Below are 18,991 nucleotides of genomic sequence, written 5' to 3'. Positions count from 1 at the left end.
GGAACCATGTCATTGGCACAGACCGCGCAGACCGACGTCACATGTCCTGGGTCGGATACCGCGGCAACGAAAAATGAATGGCAGCGCCTCGCGGCGAGTTCTCGCTCGCCCATATGCGGCCGCCGTGCGCGTTGATGATCGTCCGGCAAATCGAAAGCCCCATACCCAGCCCGGCCTCCTTCGTGGTGTAGAACGCGTTGAACACGCGATCTACCCCCTCCCCGAAGCCCGGGCCCGAATCGCGTACGGTGACTGACACGCCTCCCACCTCATCGCTTCCCGTACGGATATGCAATTGCCGGACGGCGGCGCCAGCGAACGACATCGCCTCGAGCGCATTGATGATCAGATTCAGGAACACCTGCTGCAACTCCACCCGGTCGCCCTCGATACACGGCAATCCCTCCGCGAGCGCCGTCGCCACGGTGGCGCCGTTCTTTTTGGCTTCTCCCTGAGTGAGTTCGATCACTTCGCGGATCGCTTCGTTGATGTCGACAGGCTCCTTCCTTGGCGGCGCCTTCCGAATCAGTTGTCGAATGCGTCCCAGAACGTCCGCAGCGCGATTGGCGTCCCTGACGATCCGGTTGAGTGCGAGGTTGACCTCGTCGATGCCGGGTGGCTGAAGGTGCAGCCATCGCAGTGCCGCATGGGCGTTGGTCACGGTAGCGGCGATGGGCTGGTTGACTTCATGCGCTATTGACGCCGCAAGCTGCCCCATCGTGGCGACTCGATTCGCGTGCGCGACTTCGGTCTGCACCTCCCGATAGCGCCGCTCAGTCTCGCGAATTCGCGCCTCCGCCTGCTTTTGCTCGGTCAGTTCGAGAACAAATGCGACCCCCTCCTTCCTGTTGGCCGCAAATGTGGCCAGGCCGACAACCACAGGAACGCGCGTACCGTCCTTTCTGATGTATTCCTTCTCGAAGGGCGTCACGCGACCTGTGCGTCTGACCTCCAACTGCTTTTGGTTGGCGCCATCGTGTAATTCCACTGGCGTCATGTCCCGCCAGCGTAGCCGCCCCGCGTCGAGATCGTCGCGGTCATAACCCACAATGCGAAGAAAAACGTCATTGGCTTCCAGAATCGCGCCGTCCGTGTGCCAGACAAGAATGCCGATAATGTTGGCATCGACGAGGCGTCGGATTTTCGCCTCGCGCTCCTCGACCTCACGATAGAGACGGGCATTCTCCAGCGAGATCGCCGCCTGCGACGCCACCAGTCGGAGCACCGCGATTCGGGCGGGGCTGAATGCCCGTGCGAAGAGGTTATTCTCAAGGTACAACGCGCCGGTCAGTTTCGTCTGATTCATCAAGGGCAAGCATAGAATCGAGCGAGCGCCATGCTCCCGGATATAGGCGTCAGTGGCAAAGGCGGGTTCTGCGGCGGCGTCACCGAGAATGAGGCTCTCCCGGGTACGCAACACATGGTAGAGAATCGACTCCGGCAACATCGCTGCACTCACAGGCACATCGCATAGCTGCAGTTGAATGCCGTCCTCGCGCGTGTTCGCCTCCGCCGCGATGCGGTGGTCGTCACGGACGGTCAATATCAACACGCCCCGTTCAGCGCCTGCCTGTTCAATGGCCGTGCGCATTACCATGTCGATGAGGTTTTCCAGAACGATATCGCCGGAGGCCGCCTGCACCAGCTTGATGACAGTCGCGAGATCGAGGTGGTCAATCGAAGTATCCATCGTGGCTATCGCGCCGGACGTCACCCAGTCCGCACGCTGGAAAGCGCTCAGGAACGGATAATTTTCCTCCAACTGCCTCACCTTGCCGTCAGCCCCCCAGCGCCGATATCCGTGACGGGCATCCTGCATATAAACATGCGCAATTCTCCGGAGCCCGCGGCCCCCATAGAAGCGAAACGCAAGCTCGTTGGCTAACGCCTCGACGTGGACGAAGCCACCATTTTGCGCCGACTGGATCGCCTGCTCGTAAAGCATCTCGGCGTCGATCAGTCGGTCCTCGAGTCGGGCGATCTCCGCGCCGACGAGCGCCGTATGGCTTGTGAAATTCTCCGAGCAGAGATCCGCCCAGATTTGCAACTGATCGTGGTGGCCGCTCAGTTCGTTCAGGTAGGGCTCGAGATCGCCAGCCGGATGAAGGTCGCACCAGGCAGACTTCGCAAGCGCGGCGTAGAAGTGATACTCCGCCTCCTCCAGGAACGAGTGCAAGCTCCAGAGAAGCCGGTCCGCGTTTGCAGCGGCTACCACGGCTACCTCGTAGTCGCCGGCGAGATAACGCGCCTGTAGTTTCCAGACCCAGTACGCGCAAGCCTTCATCGCCTGAGGCGGTTTCGCCAGTTGCTGTTCGACTTGAGACTCATTGAACCGTTCGTCGTCAAGGCAGCCAAAGACCGGCGTTATCCCCCGCAGCATCCGGATCAGCGCGAGTTGCTGTTCGATATAGTCAGTAACAAGGCCGAACCGAACCGCCTTTGCGTATGCGAGGCCCGATTCGGCCTCTCGTTGTGTCTCCGTCAATGTCTCGCCAGTCCAGAGCAGATGCGAGACAAACTGGCTGCAGGTGAACGCACCGAAAGAGAGATCGCCGGTTCGGTTCGCGATTTCGAATATTTGCCGCAGCTGTTCGCCGCAACTTCGCACGGGTTGCATCCAGCGTTCGACCCACGCAGAAAACGATAGGTAGGTGCGGGCTTCATAGCGGACGAGACCGCGACGCTCGACGAGTCTGCAGCCAAGCCGGCCGAATTGAAGTCCGGCCTGGTAGTCACCGAACAACCGCCCGGCGAACCTGGGAAATTGTGCGAAGGCCACGCACGAAGCATCGCCGTTTCCGTGTTCGAGGCTGAGGTTGATTGCCTTGCAGATCGTCAGGCAAGCGAGTGTCCCGTCCGTCAGCAAGGCGGGCGCGACCAGTTTTGTCAGTGCTTCGACCGTGGCAAGGGCCGCCACATCTGTCATAGGCGGCAGATCGATCAGGTCCTCGACGGATCGCTCACCCAGTAGTGACCAGATACGTTCATATTCGCTGCGCATCGTCGCTTCCAGCGGATGCGGCAACCATTCAATGCCGACATGACGCAGGAAGCCGAGGCCGACCGCCACCGCGCTGATGCTTTGGTCAAGCACCATATAAAGATCCATCTGCCAGCAGGCGACCCGGCTCCGCTCGAGCGTCGTCGTTGCACGTTCGGACAGCGCCGCCAGTCGCACTTCGGTATCGGACAGTTGGCCCGTCAGGAATTCGCACTCGGCCCGCCCCAGTTCCAGCGCAAAGCACAAGTCATGCCGGCGCCGCCAGCACTCCTCGCTCAATAATTTCACGCCGGCCTCGAAAAAGGCGAGTGCCGAGGCATAGGCTGTTGACGCCCTTGCGCGCTGTCCTGCGAGCAAGTTGAACTCTGCCAGCTGTTCGCGCTCGCTACGTTCGCTGATCAGTGCGTGCCCGTGATTGAGCTGCCCGACGATCTCGAAGATCGCCTCCTCGCGCCGCTCCGGCGGTGTCCGTTCAGCCAGAAGCCGGCCGATCCGCAGATGAGCTTCGGCACGAGCCGCAACGGGAATGAGAGAGTAGGCGGCTTCCTGAACACGATCGTGAACAAAAGCGTAAGCGTCGCCCCGTCGCTCGACCAACTCCTGACGCGCTGCCTCCCACAGGGTCACGGGGACGGCCGGTTCCGGAATTCCGAAGACTGTCGACAGCGTCGCGATATCCGACACGTTGCCCAGGCACGCGAACTGTTGCAGCGCGCGCCGGGTCTCGCCAGGCAAGCGGGCCAGCTTGCCCACCATGAGGTCCACCACGTTGTCGGAATATCCCTTGGCATGGATACGCCCCATGTCCCAGCGCCAGACCATCGCGTCATAGTCGAACGTCAGCAGCCCCTCTTCCGCAAGCGACTGCACGAGCTGGACGACGAAAAAGGGATTCCCTGCGGTTCTCTTTTCCACGAGTTGCGCCAAAGGCTCGACACTTGTGGGCTCACAATGCAGCGACTCCGCAATCAACTGCCCGATGTGCTCGCTCGAGAGTTTCGCCAGCTTGATTTCCTCGATCCTCCCCCCCGCATTTCGAATCGCCCGAAACGTGCCGGTCAGCGGATGCGACGGATGGACTTCGTTGTCGCGATAGGCGCCGACGAGCAGCAGGTGGCGCAGATCGGATGCGCTTAGCAGATCCGCGAGCAAATCCAGACTCGCGCCGTCAAGCCACTGCAAGTCATCCAGGAAGAGCACGAGTGGATGCTCTGCGGTGGCGAATACCCCGATGAAACGCCTGAACACAAGCAGGAACCGCTGTTGCGCCTGTTGCGGATCGAATTCAGGTGGCGGTGGTGGCTCGCCGATGACGAGCTTGAGCTCGGGAACGAGATCGACCATGAGTCCCGCGTCGTCCCCCAATGTCTCGAGCAACGCGTCGCGCCATTTCCCCAACTCGTCATCGGGCTTGCCAAATAGCGCACGCACCAGACTTTGAAAAGCCTGTGCCAGCGTCGAATAGGGGATATCGCGTTTGTACTGGTCGAACTTTCCGGAAGCGAAGAGTCCGCCCGACGGGACGAGCACTTTGTGCAGCTCGTTGACGACAGAGGACTTGCCGATACCGGAATAGCCGGATACCAACACCAGTTCCGGCTCACTGCTACTGACCACCCGAGCGAATGCCGCGCTCAGCATGTCGACCTCGCGTTCCCGGCCGTACAGCTTTTCCGGGATCAACAGTCGATCCAGTGCACCGAGTTCATCCAATGGGAAGTCGTCCACGCGCCGCTCGCGTTCCCATTGCGCCAGGCAGCGCCGGAGGTCATGTTCGACACCCACAGCCGTCTGGTACCGCTCTTCGGCTGTCTTGGCCAGCAGCTTCATGATGATGCCGGACACTGCGCCAGGGACGCTCACGCGCCCGATCGGCGGTACGGGTACCCTGGCAATATGGCAGTGCACCCATTCCATGGGGGCGGAAGCCGTAAACGGCAGCACGCCCGTCAGCATCTGGTATAGGGTGACGCCCAGCGCATACAGATCGCTGCGCGAATCGATGGAGCGATTCATCCGGCCGGTCTGCTCGGGCGCCATATAGGCGAGCGAGCCGGCAATGGACTCAGGCGGCTCGGGTGCCCTTCTCTCACGAGGCAAGCGCGAAGCAAGCCCGAATCCGGTGAGGCGTGCCTGCCCGTCAGTGCAGTTCACGAGAATATGATTGGGCTTGAGATCCTTATGGACAAGCCCATGCTGGTGGAGCTTCACCAACGCGGCGGTAATCCCGACAGCAATGCGCAGGAAACGCCCCGTCTCCATGGGGGCACCGATCAGCCGCGTGAGAGGCTCGCCCCCCGGGTCCTCGAGCATTAGCCTCGTGCGCCCGTTTTCGCTGAGCAGCTTCAGCGGTCTTACCGCCCATGCAGCATCAAGATGGTCCTTCAGCCCGAATTCGTGTGCAAAGCGTTCGAGGCTGGTCCGCAGGGGATGCTCGGTGGCCGGATAGACATAGAGCACACTGTCTTCGCCCCGCTCGCCCGAACGCGTCGCACGAGACACAATCCGGTCCCCATCATCCCAAAGCACCTGAAGTCTCTCGCCCATCGGAACCGACACCCTATGTAGTATCTGGCGCCTCCGGCAACCGACCTGCTCCGGGAAGCACCTTCACGTTCTGGCCGAACATGCCCCGTAGCTCAGGCAATGGCAAGCCATGCCGGCGCGATCTCGATTCATGCGCGTAGCCCCTCTTTCGAACCGATTCCAGGCTCCCGCGATGTGCCTGACCATGGAATCTGCCGGTTCGGAATCACGTCGATCATGCCGGCTCCGGGATCAACTCTCAAGATAAGCGACTAATACATAGGTGCTACTTCCCATGTCGTTCATGGGAACTACACAGGTTACCGTTGCGCACCGATTGACGTTCTTGAAACGCCTGGCAACAGCGCCATTCGAACCGACGCTAGTCGTTGGACTGTGGCTTCACGCCCAACGACCCCGAGTGTCGGACGAGGTCAGCGATGGAGCGGGCCGACATCTTTCTCATGACCTGGCCACGATGAATCTTCACGGTCACCTCGCTGAGATTCAATTCGTAAGCGATTTGCTTGTTCATCCAGCCCGACACCACGAAGCCCATGACTTCCCGCTCGCGCGGTGTCAGCGAGTCATAGGCAGCGCGCAGCGCCGCACTGGATTGTTCCGCCACCAGACGTTGACCGTCGCGCGCCAACGCATTGGCGACGGCATCGAGCATGTCCTGATCACGAAATGGCTTCGCCAGAAAATCGACAGCGCCGGCTTTCATCGCCTTGACCGTCATCGCAATATCACCATGACCGGTCATGAACACAATCGGCATGCGCACATCGCTGTTCATGATCTGCTCCTGAAACGCAAGGCCGCTTTCCCCTCGAAGCCTCACATCAAGAATCAGACAACTCGGCGCATGACTCTTCCGACACGCAAGAAAGTCCTGCGCAGATTCAAATGTTTCTACGCGCAGCCCGACGGAGCGCAGCAGCGCGTCGAGCGCCTGCCGGATCGACTCGTCGTCGTCCACCACATAGACTACGGGATCCTTGCGATCGTCGTGCTGCGGGGGCATCGTGGAACGCAACCGCGAGCTCATCACTCCTCCTTACAAGCTGTTCTCTGTGCCTCGAGCCGAGGACCCGACGTCATGCCCGGTGCCCGGACCGCGCAATAACTACGAATATACTTGTCGCAGTTATGAGAATCAAGATTTTTTCCGAGCGACGAGTACCGCCTATTTGAGGGTCAGATGATCATCCAGGCTTTACCGAAAGGACATGGTGATCTTTGTCGCCGGTACTGCCACTCACGCTATGGCAAAGCGCTTGCGCATGGAGAATGTAGGCAGCACAATAGTACGACTTGAAATGTCGGAGTTTGTGATGGCCTTATTCAGTGCCGGGGTCGAGTACGGGATCCACTGCCTGCTCTTCCTGACGGATGAAAAGGGAGATAGTCGCGACGCCAGCGTTCGTACGCTCGCCGAATTGCAGGGCGTGCCTCCGGAACTCCTGGCCAAGGTTTTCACGAAGCTCGCGAAGGCTGGCCTGGTAGTCGCGACCGAAGGCGTTCGAGGCGGCTTCAAGCTGGCGCAGCCTGCCAACGAGATCTCCGTTCTGGACATCGTCCGAGCCATCGACGGAGATAAGTCGATCTTCGAGTGTCGCGAGATCCGCGGCAGGTGCGCCATCTTCGATAACGCGCCACCGGATTGGGCGATGCGCGGTACCTGCTCGATCCATGCAGTCATGCTGACGGCACAGAAAAGGATGGAAGAGGCTTTGGCTCAGCAGACCATCCTGGACCTGGCCAGGAGCGTGGGTCGCAAGGCACCTCAGTATTTTCACGAGGACGTAGTTCGCTGGCTGGATGCTCGTTAAGTTTCCCGATCAAAGCGCCGCCCGGCCGAAATCAACCGTCAATGAGGTTCAGAAACCGTTGAACCCTCGCATTTCGGTTGTCCTGAAAGAACCTCGCCGGGGGCGCATCTTCCACCACGACGCCGCCATCCATGAAAACGACACGGTCGGCGACATCTCGCGCAAAGCGCACTTCGTGAGTCACGACCAGCATCGTCATCCCGTCTCGCGCCAGCTCCCGCATCACCTGGAGGACCTCCTCTCTCAGAACGGGATCGAGTGCCGACGTCGGCTCATCAAACAAGATGACGTCCGGATCCATCGCAAGCCCTCGCGCTATCGCGACTCGCTGCTTTTGCCCTCCTGACAGGCGCGACGGATACTCGTTTGCCTTCGCGCTCAGTCCGACTCGCTCCAGCAGTTGCATTCCAATCCGCGCTGCGGCGTTGCGATCGATCTTCTTGACGCTGACCGGTCCTTCGATCACATTTTCGAGCACTGTCCGGTGCGGAAACAGATTGAACGACTGAAACACCATCGCGGATCGTTGACGAATCTGCGCAATCTTCTTCCTGTTCTCGCGAGACAAATTCCGCTCGGTGCCACACACCACTTCGGTGCCACAAACCGTAATGGACCCGGCGTCCGGTTGTTCCAGAAAATTCAGCGAACGCAGTAACGTGGTCTTTCCGGAGCCCGATGGTCCCATGATCACGACCACCTCGCCCCGGGCGACGCTAAACTCCACACCGCAGAGCACCTGATTGCCACCGAACGATTTCTTCAGGTCCCTGACGCTGATTGTGATTTCCGTAGTCTTCATTGATATCGCTTCGACGTCTTGCTTTCCAGTATCGTCTGCAAGATTGTCAGGATCTGGTTTACCACCCAATAGATGAGGCCGACGATCAGGAACATCTCCATATACCGGAACGTGGCCGCTCCCACCTGCTCGGCCACCCGGGTCAATTCCACGACGGTAATCGTGGATGCCAACGAGGTGTCCTTGATGAGCGCGATCATGCGACTGCCAACCGGAGGAATGGCAATACGAAGCCCCTGCGGCAAGATCACCCGGGACATGGCCTTCCAGTACCCCATTCCGAGCGACATGGCGGCCTCCCACTGTCCTTTGTCCACCGCCCCAATACCCGCCCGGAAATTCTCACTGAGGTAAGCGGCAGCGAACAGCGTGAGCGCCAGCAAAGCCGCAGGCACGGGCTCGAGCGTCAGGCCATAGTGCGGCAGGCCAAAGTAAATCAACAGAATCTGTACGAGCAACGGCGTACCTCGGAATACCGACACGTACGCAAAGGCGAACGCTCGCAGCACGCCGAATCGCGACAGCCGCGCAAGGGCGACCAGCAACCCCAGGATCGACCCGAAGGTGAATGCCCCGAGCCCCAGGAACACCGTCATCAGAACGGCGTCCTTGAGCAGAGGCAAGGAACGAATGAAGAGCTCACCCATCCGTCACTCCTTATCCGCGTTCGCTTTGGCGATAGCCCCGCGCATATCGAAGTCGCTGCTCACCCATTGCTTGGCCAATCGATCGACCGTCCCGTCCGCCAGCATCTCACCGATGGCCTTGTTGACGGCTGCCGTCAGTGCCGGCTGGTGCTTCGCAAGGGCTGGCGCGGACAGCTCATAGGTCAACGGCTCTCCAACCTCCTTCAACGGCAGCTTGTTGACCGTGGCATAACGCAGACCACCGAAATGAGACACGATCACCGCGTCGACACGCCCATTGGCAAGATCGCTGAATAGAAGGCCGCCGTTGTCGTACGAGCGCAATTCAGACGTCGCGAGATGCCTTCTGGCCCAGGACTCGTTGCTGGAGCCCGTTGTGACGCCGACGCGCTTGCCCTTAAGATCTCCACGTCCTTTGACGGACGTGTTGTCGTTGCGCACGAAGATCCGAAAGTCTTCCGCGCCATACGCGGTACCGAAGTCCACCTGCTGACTGCGCTCGGTCGTCGGCGTCAGATCGTTCATCACGACATCGTATTTGCCCGCTTTCAGGCCTTCGATGAAGTTCTTTCCGGAGTCGGCGATGAACACGACCTTCTGAACGCCCATTCGCCTCGCAACCTCTTTGGCAATCTCGACGTCGTAGCCTGCCGGTTGATTCTTCTCGTCAAGCAAACTCCATGGCGGGCTGCTCTGCGTGTTCGCGACACGTAACACGCCGTCGGCCATGATCCTGGGAAGTAAATCGGCTGCGTGCACCGTTGACCAGATTCCGAGCAGCGAGCAGAGCGCAATGGCACGTGCAAGTCTTGTTTGAAATGTCCCGTTTTCCATGTTGATTCCCTGTGTCAGGAGAGGCAAGGCGTCGTGTAAGCGGCGTACTGCGAGAGGCCGTGCGCCAGGTCGTCGATGAGGCGTTGCGTGTCTTCCAGTCCGATGGAGATGCGAAAAATCGGCTGCTCTGTCATCGGATACCGGCGTGATGCCTGAATATCTGCGGGATAGAACGCGATCAAACTGTGCGTCCCTCCCCAACTCGCGCCAATCGAAAAACACGTCAGTGAATTGAAGAACGCGGCGACGGCATCTTCCTGCGCTGGCTTCAAAATGAATGAGAACAGGCAGCCGTTGGCCGTAAAGTCTCGCTTCCATCGTTCGTGCCCGGGGTCGCCGGGCAATGCCGCGAACAGCACTTGCTCTACAACAGGGTGTTGACTCAACCAACTCGCCACCTCCAATGCACTTCTGCCCTGTTGCGCGAAGCGCAGCGCAAAGGTCTCGAGCCCGCGCAGGACCAGGAAGCAGTCGTCCGAGCTCACGGCGTAGCCCATGACAGCTTGCGTTTCCCGCAGTCGCCCGTACAGGCTGAAGTCGTTCGTGCTTACGGAACCCATCAGCAAGTCCGAGTGTCCGCCGAAGAACTTCGTCGCCGCCTCAACGCTCATGTCCACGCCATGTTCGATCGGGCGGAACCCGAGCGGACTGGCCCAGGTGTTGTCCATCATCGTGAGAATGCCGCGTTGTCGTGCCAGCGCCGCAATCGCGGGGACGTCCGGGATTTCCATGGAAATCGTCGCCGGCGACTCCAGACAGATCATTCGCGTCGTCGGCAAAATGTACGCATCGATCTCACTGCCGATGTCCGCGGGATAGTAGTCGACGTGAACGCCAAGACGACCCAAGACATCGCTCGCAAATGCCTTGAGACCGCCGTAACACGCATCGGACATCAGTACGTGATCGCCGGCTACTACGAACGGCATCACCGCACTGACGAGCGCGGCCTGTCCCGACGGAACAACAACGCAGTGATTTGCCCCCTCGAGCAACGCAATCTTCTGCTCGAGCTCACGGTGCGTCGGTGTGCCCGTAACGCCATAGCTGAAGCCGTCGGGCTGACGCGACTTTCGTGCAACAAACTCCGCGTAAGAATCGAATACGATCGTCGAGGCCCGGAAAACGGCCGGAGAAAGACTTTGGAAATCGTGGACACGGGAATCGACCGGTGGCTTGCTCATTTTTCAATGCCGATGAAAAGATGCATGCATTTTTCATCACCCGGTCACATCGTTCCACCCTCGGTGCTTCTTGGTCCAGAAGCCTGACTTATTGCAAAAATGTTGCCACACGACTTTCCGCCGAGGCGGCCTGAACCCTCAATCGACGGTGCCCTCGCAGCAGGAAAACCACCCGAGAGGTACCGACTTAGCGACATCGCCTCGTCGTCAGGAAAACTGGCCGTCGAGAAGCTTGTTGACTCTCTGCGTTTCCGATTGCAGTTGTAGACGCAAGTACTTCAAGAACGCCTGGCCATTCGTGGAAATCGGCCGCCCCGGACGCATGACGAGCAGCGTGCGTGCGTTGATCGCCACTTCCAGACGCCGGATCACGAGTCCGCGGGGGATGAGATCCAATGCGGCAATGGGATTGACAAGCGCCAGCCCGACGCCAGCCAACGCCATCTCGCAAGCCGTTGCCGAAAGCGGCGTTTCAATCGCACGATGCAACGTCAGGCCGCGCTCGGAGAGCGCCGCTTCGAGTCGCGCCCTCCCAAGGTCTTCCGGGTTCATGTCGATAAAGGCGTCCGATGCCAAATCCTCCAACCGGATCACACGTCTCGAACGCAGCGGATGCTCGGGTGACATGGCGATCACGCCGGAAAGCGTAGAAAAGTCGGAGTGTTCTACGTTCTGAACCGCAACCTCGTCGTTCATTAACCCGAAATCCACCAGCCCGGCGGAAACCAGTTGGTAGACCTCCTTTGAGCTTCCCACCTGCAACGACATCCGGACATCGCGTGTCTGCGGTGCGAATGCAGCAATAGCCCGCCCCACGAAAGCAATGCCCAAGGCGGGGTACGAGGCGATGGACAGACGGCCGAGTCCAAACATTCGCAAGCTTCGGATTCGGTGTTCGATTGCCTCATAGCCGACGAACAGCTTGTCTACCTCCGTCATGAGCGCGCGGGCTTCTTGCGTGGGCTGCAGTCTCCCGCCGATTCGATCGAAAAGACGCAACCCTGCCAACGCTTCCAGCTTGCGAATCGCCTGGCTGACAGCCGGCTGCGACACCGAAAGCAGTCGCGCCGCCTTGCCCGTGGAACCGGCCAGCATGACCGCTCGAAATGCCTCGATTTCCTTGATGTACACCAGATATCTCCCGCCCCAAATCAAGACCGAACAAGGACGTCACGAAAAAAAAGCTGGCGGCCCCAGGGGAAGAGACGCCAGCCAACGGTGAGCGCAATCTACAGTGGACTACGCACGAGACGACTCGGTCGAGCAACGCTCCCGGATGACCTGCGGCAAGGCGCGCGCACCCTCCGGCAAAGCGGGACAGGAAGCCAACGATGCACGCCACTGGTCACCGACTCAGGTGACTCGCGGCGTGCGGGCAACGACAGACGGAATACGACGCAGGTGCCGTCGACACACCGCGTCGAGAATGGGCGCCTACTGTTCCAGCGTCAGAATCGGTGCGCCCTGCTTCTTGATCAGGAACACAACGAACTTGGCGGGCTTGGTTTTGCTGGCGTTCCGTCCGACGGTGTGAACGTCGTCGGGGCCTTCATGGAAGGTTTCGCCCGCCTTGAGCGTGACTTCCTTGCCACCTCTCACGTTCATCACGACGCTGCCTTCCAGCACGTAGACGAAGCCGTGAGCGTCGTGGCGGTGAACCGGATCGGCGGCGCCCGGTGCGTAGTCCACAACGATCATCTGGACTTCCTTGCCCGGATACTCCGGCAACGGCTGCGTGAGCAGCGGCTTGACGCTGACGTCGCCGGCCCCTGCCGGAGGCGCCGCCAGCAGTTGCCCGGACATCAGTACGGTCGCGGCTGCGAGCACAAGACGTTTCATGTCGTTACTCCAGACCGGCCTTGTCGAGACCGAAGGCCTTGTCCGACGATCCCGGCACCATGCGGAATGCCACGTTCAGGCGATTCCATGCGTTGATCGAACCGATCAGGAACGTCAGATCCGACAGTTCTTTTTCGGAATATTGCGTGAGGACACGTTCGTAGATCTCGTCCGGCACGCCCTGCGCGCCCAGGTGCGTGACGGCTTCCGTCCACGCCAATGCGGCGCGCTCGCGAGGGACAAACAACGTCGACTCGCGCCAGATCGCCACGTGGTGCAGGCGCAGTTCGCGCTCGCCGTGGATTTTTGCCTGCTTGATGTGCATGTCGACGCAGAACGCGCAGCCGTTGAGCTGCGATGCGCGGATCTCGACAAGCTCACGGATGTTGGTCTCGATCGTTGTCTTCTGGAACAGCGCACCGAATTCGATGAGCTTCTTCGACAATTCCGGCGATTGCTGAAAAAAATTGAGACGTTGGGTCATGGCTTTCTCCTGAGGTGCCAAGGGATAGGGCATAAAAGGCCGGCATCGCATGTTGCGACGCAGATGCCTCTTGCTACCCATCGTAAGTCTCGACATGGCAAGCCGGTAGTCCTCGGACGGTGCCCACTCTGTTGCCTCAGAAGCATCAATCGGCCGGCATCTCACCGCTTAGCGTGGCCCGATACTCGCTTGGCGATACCCCGAATCGCCGTTGGAACTTCCTGTGCATTTGCATTTCGCAGCCCAGCCCGCAAGCAATTGCGATCGAATCCAGGGACAGACTGGCGTCGTGCAGCAACCGTAACGCGGCTTCAAGGCGGAAGTGCTCGACACTCATCGATGGCGTGCGGCCCGTCTTTTCCTTATAGACGCGAGCGAAGTGGCGCGGACTCATGCCGACCTGCCTCGCCAGCACATCGACGGACAGCACCTCGTTTGCGAGATTCCGAATAACCCACAGGTGCAGGGCCTCGAACATCGGAACGGGACGGCTTTGCGTCGTCAATATTTCCTGGCGCGATGGTCGGGCTTCGCTGCAGGCCATCGGGACGGCCAGATCTCTGGCGGTATCACGTGCCACGTCATGACCACAATCGGTCTCGACCATGGCCAGTGCAAGGTCGATTCCGGTGGCGACACCGGCGGACGTCCAAAGCAGGGGCTGTCTCGCGATCCGGGCATCCGGAGCGACGGCCCCCGAAGGACTCCCCTCGCGGAAACCCGACAGCATGGTCCAGTGTGTCGTCGCCCGTTGACCGTCGAGCAGGCCGGCGTAGGCAAGCAGAAATGCCCCGCTTCGCACCGAAGCCACCCGGCGAACGCCGGGCACCGCACGTGTCAGCCACTCGATCAGCGCACGCTCAGATCTCGCCACGTCAAGTATGAACGGCGCACCCGGCAGGACGATGGTATCGATCGCACTCAGGTCCACGGTGCCCAGCGCCACCGTGTGTATCTCGGTACCTTCGACGGTCCTGACCGCGCCCCCGAAAACACTGGCGATACGACAGCGGTACTCCGCCATGCCCTTCGTCTGCGCATGCCTGGACCCGGCCCAGAAGACCGCCTGAGGACCCGCAATGTCGTGCAGGCTCATCCCTTGATATGCAATAAAGACAACACTGCGCGACATGCCTCAATGCCCCCTTGTCTGGTTTTCACAGGCAAAGCACGATCGGGGCGTGCGCTACCTCACTTGCCACGTCCAGTGAGCCGGTGAGGTGTGCCTGGATATTTTGGGGCCGAGTCTAGTATCCGCACCGATGCGCGACAAGACGATCTGTCGATCACCCGCGTTTCCAGTTAAGCACCAATCAAATCATGACGATTGGCATACGCCAGCTGTCTGGCAGGCTGGCAGAAATTCTGGATTCATTGTCATTTACCTCGCTTTGCACGATCGCTAAGCTCGATAAACAAATCCACCCGCCTGGGTGGTCCGATCGATGGGTACCCCATCGGCATCCTGGCGATCAGGTTCCGTCGGGAGAGGTAGGATCGGTTATCACCACATTGCAAAACTGTGAATTCGAGACGGTGCCGGGGGCTCCTGGCACCGTCTCGGTACGACGAAGGGCGAAAGTATGAGTATGGCGATCGACCAGAGACGCGGGCAGCCATTGCCCGCGGGAGGTGACGCGCGAGGACCCAGGCCGAACAACGTGTCTTTTCGGGGCAGGCAATCATGAACCGCCCCGACAAAATGGGACGCAACGCGGAACTCGGTCCGCGAGGGCATGTAAACGCGCTTTCCACAAGTTTTGCGGCGAGCTACGCGGGCATCATGGCGTTCATGGCGGTCGCGCGTGAAGGGAGCTTCACCAAGGCAAGCGAAAGCCTGGGCATCGGCCGTTCGGCTGTCAGCCGCAACGTGCAGAAACTCGAGAAGCTACTGATGACCCGGCTGTTCCTACGTACCACCCGCACGACACAATTAACGCGTGAAGGTGAGCGATTCTTCGAGAACTGTCGCCACGGCGTTGCTCACTTCACCGCAGCCATGAACGAGATGCTGGAGCTGCGACAAGGTCCGCCGCGTGGCCTGTTGCGTATTCGATCGACGGCCGATTTTGGCAGGAAAGTCGTCGCCCCCCTGCTTGAGGCGTTCGTCAGAACGTACCCCGACATCTCCGTCGACCTGCAGTTCGATGATCGCCCCACGGATTTCGCTACCGATCAGATCGATATCGCCTTCCGAAATGGCCGCATCGAGGATTCGAGCATCATCGCCAGACGGCTGATTCCGATGCAACTGGCGTTGTGTGCTGCGCCTTCCTACGTCGAAAAGTATGGCCTGCCGCAATCGCTTGACGAATTGCCTCACCACGAATGCATCAATTTCCGCACCTTCACCGGACGATTGCACGACTGGGAGTTCAACGTCGACGGCGCCGTGCAAAAGTACACGCCGACCGCCCGCATGACGTTCAACGACGCAGACCTCGTGCTGAAGGCCGTGCTGCGCGGATGGGGAATTGCGCAACTGGCGGAATACCAGATAGGCAATCACGTTGAAAGGAACGAACTCGTGGTGGCCCTCGGCAGACATTCTCCCGAGGACCTGGGCCATTACATTTGCTATCTGAGTCGTCAGCATTTGCCAACACGCGTTCGCACCTTCATCGACTTCATGGCCGAGCAGATCCGGGAACAACCGCTGCATCGGATTGCCGAATGGAATTCCGGGGACCTCGCAACCTCGGTGCCGTCGTAGTAAGCAAAGTCGTCGCACGGAAACGCCATTCCGCCTCACCGCCCCCGCGCCGGAACCCACGACATTGATGCATTTTCGGAAACGCTCATGCGTCCCGGCCATCTCTACTCCAGTGCCGCTTTCACGCCTACCATTGCCCCATACAGTGTCTGAACGAACGACGGGAGTTCACCATGCGGCGATACCCGCGTTACACGCGTTACACGCATTACCCTCGTTACCCTCGCTACGCGCATTGCCCGCATTGCCCTCGTCATGCACCGGGAATTCTGCTGGCGTGTTGGGTCGCGGTGTCTACGCTCAACGTCGGTCTGGCAATGGCGATCAGTTGCAGCGGTGCGATCTGATGCCTCCTTCCGAGATGTCTCCTGTGGCGATCCGTCCTCCCGCCACTTCGACCCGCCTATGGCGGGTTTTTTTTGCCTGTCGGAAGATGTCCCTCGCTTTGCGTCCGGGGGCAATGCAAAGCGCGTTTCGCTACGACGCTCGCGCCGCGAGTGCTTCAGCAACGAATTCGAGAAAGCACCTTGCACGCTGTGGAAGTCGGCGCCCCAATGCGTGCACCGCCTGAACAGGCATCGAGCGCAATGGCAGATTCGGCAACAACAGCCGCAGGCGATCGGCATCGAGCTCCGCCTGCACCGCCGGCTTGAGCATCTGCGCAATACCCAAACCGTTGAGCGCCGCAATCTTCATCGCCTCGCCACTGTCGGAGTCAAAGGCGCCATCGACGGACAAACTACCACCATCGGCCAGCAGGATCGGCACAACCTGCCCTGCCAACAGATACCGAACATGCCGATGCTGCGCCAATTCCGCAGGATTTCGCGGCACACCGAACCGGGCTAGATAATCCGGCGATGCCACCAGTACGAGCGGCAACTCGGCCAAACGACGGACATACAACCCCGCCTGTGTCACGTGACCGGCACGCAGGGCCACGTCGAAGCCTTCCTTCACCAGATCGGCGTGTTGGTCACTGAGACTGACATCCAGCCTGAGGCCGGGATACTGGCGCAGCAGTCGGGATGTAATGGGGTCGAGTAACGTCCGACCAAGATCGCTCGGCATGCTGACCCGGAGCTTTCCCGCCACGGCCGAAGTCGTCTTCAGAACTTCCGACGCCTCCTCCAGTCCACGGACAAGCGATGCCACCCGCGCGTGGTAGGCCTTGCCGTCGTCGGTCGGATAGAGCGCGCGGGTGGACCGATGAAACAACTTCACGCCGAGGCGGGCCTCCAGTCTCGCAATGCTTTTGGATACGGCAGACGGCGTCGTTCCGAGCCGCTTGGCGGCACCGGTAAAAGACCCCGCCTCCATGGCGCGGACGAACGCTGACAAGCCGTGCAGATGTTCGATGGACATTGATGACAGATTCGCACGAATGAATGGTTCAGTGAAGGACTAGTGGATCAACTCCCGCCCGTTTAGATTCACCGCTTGATCAACGCTTCACAACTCCATCATGAAAAAGCTCTCAGGAAAGATTGCCGTTGTCACAGGGGCGAATAGCGGCATCGGGTTTGCCATTGCAAAGCGGTTCGTTGCCGAGGACGCCAGGGTCATTGTGGTTGGCCGGCGCGCCGACGCCGTCAATGAGGCCACGGCATTGCTTGGTGAGCGTGCCTATGGAATCACGGGCGACCTCTCGGACATGACCACGCATGACCGGGTCGCGCAGTCGGTTTCAGAGCGCTTCGGTGGCGTCGACATCTACGTCGCAAACGCGGGCATGAACGTAATAACGCCCTCCGATCGGGTGTCGATCGACGAGTACGACGCGCAATTCGCAACGAACACGAAGGCAACGTTTTTCGGCGTACAAAAGATCGCCCCGCTCATTCGCGACGGCGGTTCCATCGTGCTGGTCAGCTCGATCGCCAGTCACAAGGTGTTGGACGGCCACGCGGTATACGCCGGGAGCAAGGCCGCGACGGAAGCTTTCGCCCGCAGCTGGGCGCTCGAGTTCAAGGCGCGACGTATCCGTGTGAATGTCATCAGCCCCGGGCCGACCGACACCCCCATTCTCGGAAAGCTCGGAATACAGGAGCACCAACGCCCGGAATTTGAAACGTCGATGGCGGGCGCGATCCCATTGGGTCGAATGGGGCAAGCGTCGGAAATTGCAGACGCAGCGCTGTTTCTGACCAGTGACGAGGGACATTTCATCACCGGTGTGAACCTGCGAGTCGATGGCGGCATGTCGCTGGCTTGATCCGAATGCCGCCGCAGTGCCGTCAGGAAAGCCATTGACGGATTTGCGGCGGCTTCATGTCGGACATTGCCCCTGTCAGGCCTACCGGGATTGCGATCGCATCCAGTCGCTGTAGGAAATACCCCCGAGGCGAGCCTCGCCCTCGGGCACGAGCGTTCCCTCCTGAAGCAACGCGCCGAAGTACAGTGCGTCAGGATCCGCCACAACGGCACGGGGATCGCCGATGTCCTTCAAATAACGCTGAACCAGACCGCTCATGGGAAAGCGTTCGGGCCCTGCGATATCGAACACCGCGTTCGTGGGCGGCAACACGGCAGCGTCGGCGACAGCATGCACGACATCGTCGGATGCGATGGGCTGGATAAGAGCCGTCGTGAGCCGTATTGCGTCGGTTTGACCGGCCGATTGCACAATCGCGCCCAGGAATTCCAGGAACTGGGTCGAATGCACGATCGTGTAGGGAATGCCGGCCTTTCGGATCAACGCTTCCTGAGCAATCTTGGCGCGGAAGTACCCGCTCTGCGCCAGTTTATCGGTGCCGACAACGGACAGGGCGACATGGTGCTTCACACCGGCGACCTTCTCCGCCACGGCCAGATTCCGTCCTGACGTCTCGAAGAAGTGCAGGACTGCCGCGTCCTCGAACGACGGCGAGTTCGCAACGTCCACCACGACGTCTGCACCGGTCAACGCCTGGCTCAGGCCCTCGCCCGTCAATGCATTGATGCCCGTCGAAGGGGCTGCTGCAATCACTTCATGACCTTGCGAGGCCAGTCGTTTCACGACCTTTGCACCGATCAAACCCGTACCGCCAATGACTACGATCTTCATCATGCTTCTCCGCGATGGACGTGGACCACTTCCACTGTCCCGGCATACTAGGCAACGCTACGCCCCCGCGCCAGAGCACA

The 18,991-nt window shown here is 60.0% G+C and carries 15 protein-coding genes; 3 read left to right on the top strand and 12 right to left on the bottom strand.

From position 1 onward, the window contains the following. Positions 1–37: 37 nt before the first annotated feature. Entirely contained in the window at positions 38–5,548 is a 5,511-nt protein-coding gene (locus tag ABWO90_RS03210; protein WP_353189753.1) for a trifunctional serine/threonine-protein kinase/ATP-binding protein/sensor histidine kinase, read from the bottom strand. A gap of 361 nt (positions 5,549–5,909) precedes the next feature. After that, entirely contained in the window at positions 5,910–6,578 is a 669-nt protein-coding gene (locus ABWO90_RS03205; protein WP_353189752.1) for a response regulator transcription factor, read from the bottom strand. Positions 6,579–6,864: 286 nt separating this feature from the next. Here ABWO90_RS03205 and ABWO90_RS03200 point away from each other — a divergent pair, with 286 nt between their 5' ends. Further along, positions 6,865–7,362 (top strand): RrF2 family transcriptional regulator, encoded by a 498-nt coding sequence (locus ABWO90_RS03200; protein ID WP_353189929.1) that lies wholly within the window; start codon positions 6,865–6,867, stop codon positions 7,360–7,362. Positions 7,363–7,393: 31 nt separating this feature from the next. Here the strand turns inward: ABWO90_RS03200 and ABWO90_RS03195 are convergent, their stop codons facing one another. From ABWO90_RS03195 to ABWO90_RS03160, 8 genes are all read right to left on the bottom strand, one after another. Continuing rightward, complete coding sequence (locus ABWO90_RS03195) at positions 7,394–8,164, bottom strand: amino acid ABC transporter ATP-binding protein (RefSeq protein ID WP_353189751.1); 771 nt, start codon at positions 8,162–8,164, stop codon at positions 7,394–7,396. Beyond that, on the bottom strand, positions 8,161–8,811 hold the full coding sequence (locus tag ABWO90_RS03190; protein ID WP_353189750.1) for an amino acid ABC transporter permease: 651 nt from the start codon (positions 8,809–8,811) through the stop codon (positions 8,161–8,163). Before ABWO90_RS03190 ends, ABWO90_RS03195 begins: the two co-directional genes overlap by 4 nt. Before the next feature lie 3 nt (positions 8,812–8,814). Next, a complete protein-coding gene (locus tag ABWO90_RS03185) occupies positions 8,815–9,645 on the bottom strand; it encodes a transporter substrate-binding domain-containing protein (RefSeq protein WP_353189749.1) in 831 nt (276 codons plus the stop codon). A gap of 14 nt (positions 9,646–9,659) precedes the next feature. Continuing rightward, positions 9,660–10,829: a cystathionine beta-lyase gene (gene metC, locus ABWO90_RS03180; protein WP_353189748.1), complete on the bottom strand. Its 1,170-nt coding sequence runs from the start codon at positions 10,827–10,829 to the stop codon at positions 9,660–9,662. A 207-nt stretch (positions 10,830–11,036) separates the two neighbouring features. After that, complete coding sequence (locus ABWO90_RS03175; RefSeq protein ID WP_353189747.1) at positions 11,037–11,960, bottom strand: LysR substrate-binding domain-containing protein; 924 nt, start codon at positions 11,958–11,960, stop codon at positions 11,037–11,039. Positions 11,961–12,263: 303 nt separating this feature from the next. After that, complete coding sequence (locus tag ABWO90_RS03170) at positions 12,264–12,668, bottom strand: cupin domain-containing protein (protein ID WP_353189746.1); 405 nt, start codon at positions 12,666–12,668, stop codon at positions 12,264–12,266. Positions 12,669–12,672: 4 nt separating this feature from the next. Continuing rightward, entirely contained in the window at positions 12,673–13,152 is a 480-nt protein-coding gene (locus ABWO90_RS03165) for a carboxymuconolactone decarboxylase family protein (RefSeq protein WP_353189745.1), read from the bottom strand. Positions 13,153–13,297: 145 nt separating this feature from the next. Beyond that, positions 13,298–14,284 (bottom strand): GlxA family transcriptional regulator, encoded by a 987-nt coding sequence (locus tag ABWO90_RS03160; RefSeq protein ID WP_353189744.1) that lies wholly within the window; start codon positions 14,282–14,284, stop codon positions 13,298–13,300. Positions 14,285–14,836: 552 nt separating this feature from the next. Between ABWO90_RS03160 and ABWO90_RS03155 the strand changes: the two genes are divergently transcribed. Then, entirely contained in the window at positions 14,837–15,865 is a 1,029-nt protein-coding gene (locus ABWO90_RS03155; protein ID WP_353189743.1) for a LysR family transcriptional regulator, read from the top strand. Between the two features lie 477 nt (positions 15,866–16,342). Here ABWO90_RS03155 and ABWO90_RS03150 read toward each other — a convergent pair whose 3' ends face one another. Continuing rightward, positions 16,343–17,230 (bottom strand): LysR family transcriptional regulator, encoded by an 888-nt coding sequence (locus ABWO90_RS03150; RefSeq protein ID WP_353189742.1) that lies wholly within the window; start codon positions 17,228–17,230, stop codon positions 16,343–16,345. 100 nt (positions 17,231–17,330) lie between these two features. Here ABWO90_RS03150 and ABWO90_RS03145 point away from each other — a divergent pair, with 100 nt between their 5' ends. Beyond that, the gene (locus ABWO90_RS03145; protein WP_353189741.1) at positions 17,331–18,080 is read left to right on the top strand and encodes an SDR family NAD(P)-dependent oxidoreductase; all 750 of its coding nucleotides are present in this window, start codon (positions 17,331–17,333) and stop codon (positions 18,078–18,080) included. Between the two features lie 81 nt (positions 18,081–18,161). Here the strand turns inward: ABWO90_RS03145 and ABWO90_RS03140 are convergent, their stop codons facing one another. Beyond that, positions 18,162–18,911, bottom strand: coding sequence for an SDR family oxidoreductase (locus ABWO90_RS03140; RefSeq protein ID WP_353189928.1), 750 nt, complete (start codon positions 18,909–18,911; stop codon positions 18,162–18,164). Positions 18,912–18,991: the final 80 nt, after the last annotated feature.

Source organism: Pandoraea pnomenusa (assembly GCF_040391475.1).
In the GTDB taxonomy this organism is placed as follows: Bacteria; Pseudomonadota; Gammaproteobacteria; order Burkholderiales; family Burkholderiaceae; genus Pandoraea; species Pandoraea pnomenusa_C.
The sequence above is the reverse complement of the archived record's forward strand: the minus strand, read 5'-3'. Positions and strand labels throughout refer to the sequence as shown.

Bases quoted from the DNA above. Each gene is read 5' to 3' on its own strand.
- ABWO90_RS03185 (WP_353189749.1), bottom strand. From the start codon at position 9,645: ATGGAAAACGGGACATTTCAAACAAGACTTGCACGTGCCATTGCGCTC.
- ABWO90_RS03205 (WP_353189752.1), bottom strand. From the start codon at position 6,578: ATGAGCTCGCGGTTGCGTTCCACGATGCCCCCGCAGCACGACGATCGC.
- ABWO90_RS03195 (WP_353189751.1), bottom strand. From the start codon at position 8,164: ATGAAGACTACGGAAATCACAATCAGCGTCAGGGACCTGAAGAAATCG.
- ABWO90_RS03190 (WP_353189750.1), bottom strand. From the start codon at position 8,811: ATGGGTGAGCTCTTCATTCGTTCCTTGCCTCTGCTCAAGGACGCCGTT.
- ABWO90_RS03210 (WP_353189753.1), bottom strand. From the start codon at position 5,548: ATGGGCGAGAGACTTCAGGTGCTTTGGGATGATGGGGACCGGATTGTG.
- ABWO90_RS03150 (WP_353189742.1), bottom strand. From the start codon at position 17,230: ATGTCCATCGAACATCTGCACGGCTTGTCAGCGTTCGTCCGCGCCATG.
- ABWO90_RS03140 (WP_353189928.1), bottom strand. From the start codon at position 18,911: ATGAAGATCGTAGTCATTGGCGGTACGGGTTTGATCGGTGCAAAGGTC.
- metC (WP_353189748.1), bottom strand. From the start codon at position 10,829: ATGAGCAAGCCACCGGTCGATTCCCGTGTCCACGATTTCCAAAGTCTT.
- ABWO90_RS03160 (WP_353189744.1), bottom strand. From the start codon at position 14,284: ATGTCGCGCAGTGTTGTCTTTATTGCATATCAAGGGATGAGCCTGCAC.
- ABWO90_RS03200 (WP_353189929.1), top strand. From the start codon at position 6,865: ATGGCCTTATTCAGTGCCGGGGTCGAGTACGGGATCCACTGCCTGCTC.
- ABWO90_RS03170 (WP_353189746.1), bottom strand. From the start codon at position 12,668: ATGAAACGTCTTGTGCTCGCAGCCGCGACCGTACTGATGTCCGGGCAA.
- ABWO90_RS03155 (WP_353189743.1), top strand. From the start codon at position 14,837: ATGAACCGCCCCGACAAAATGGGACGCAACGCGGAACTCGGTCCGCGA.
- ABWO90_RS03145 (WP_353189741.1), top strand. From the start codon at position 17,331: ATGAAAAAGCTCTCAGGAAAGATTGCCGTTGTCACAGGGGCGAATAGC.
- ABWO90_RS03165 (WP_353189745.1), bottom strand. From the start codon at position 13,152: ATGACCCAACGTCTCAATTTTTTTCAGCAATCGCCGGAATTGTCGAAG.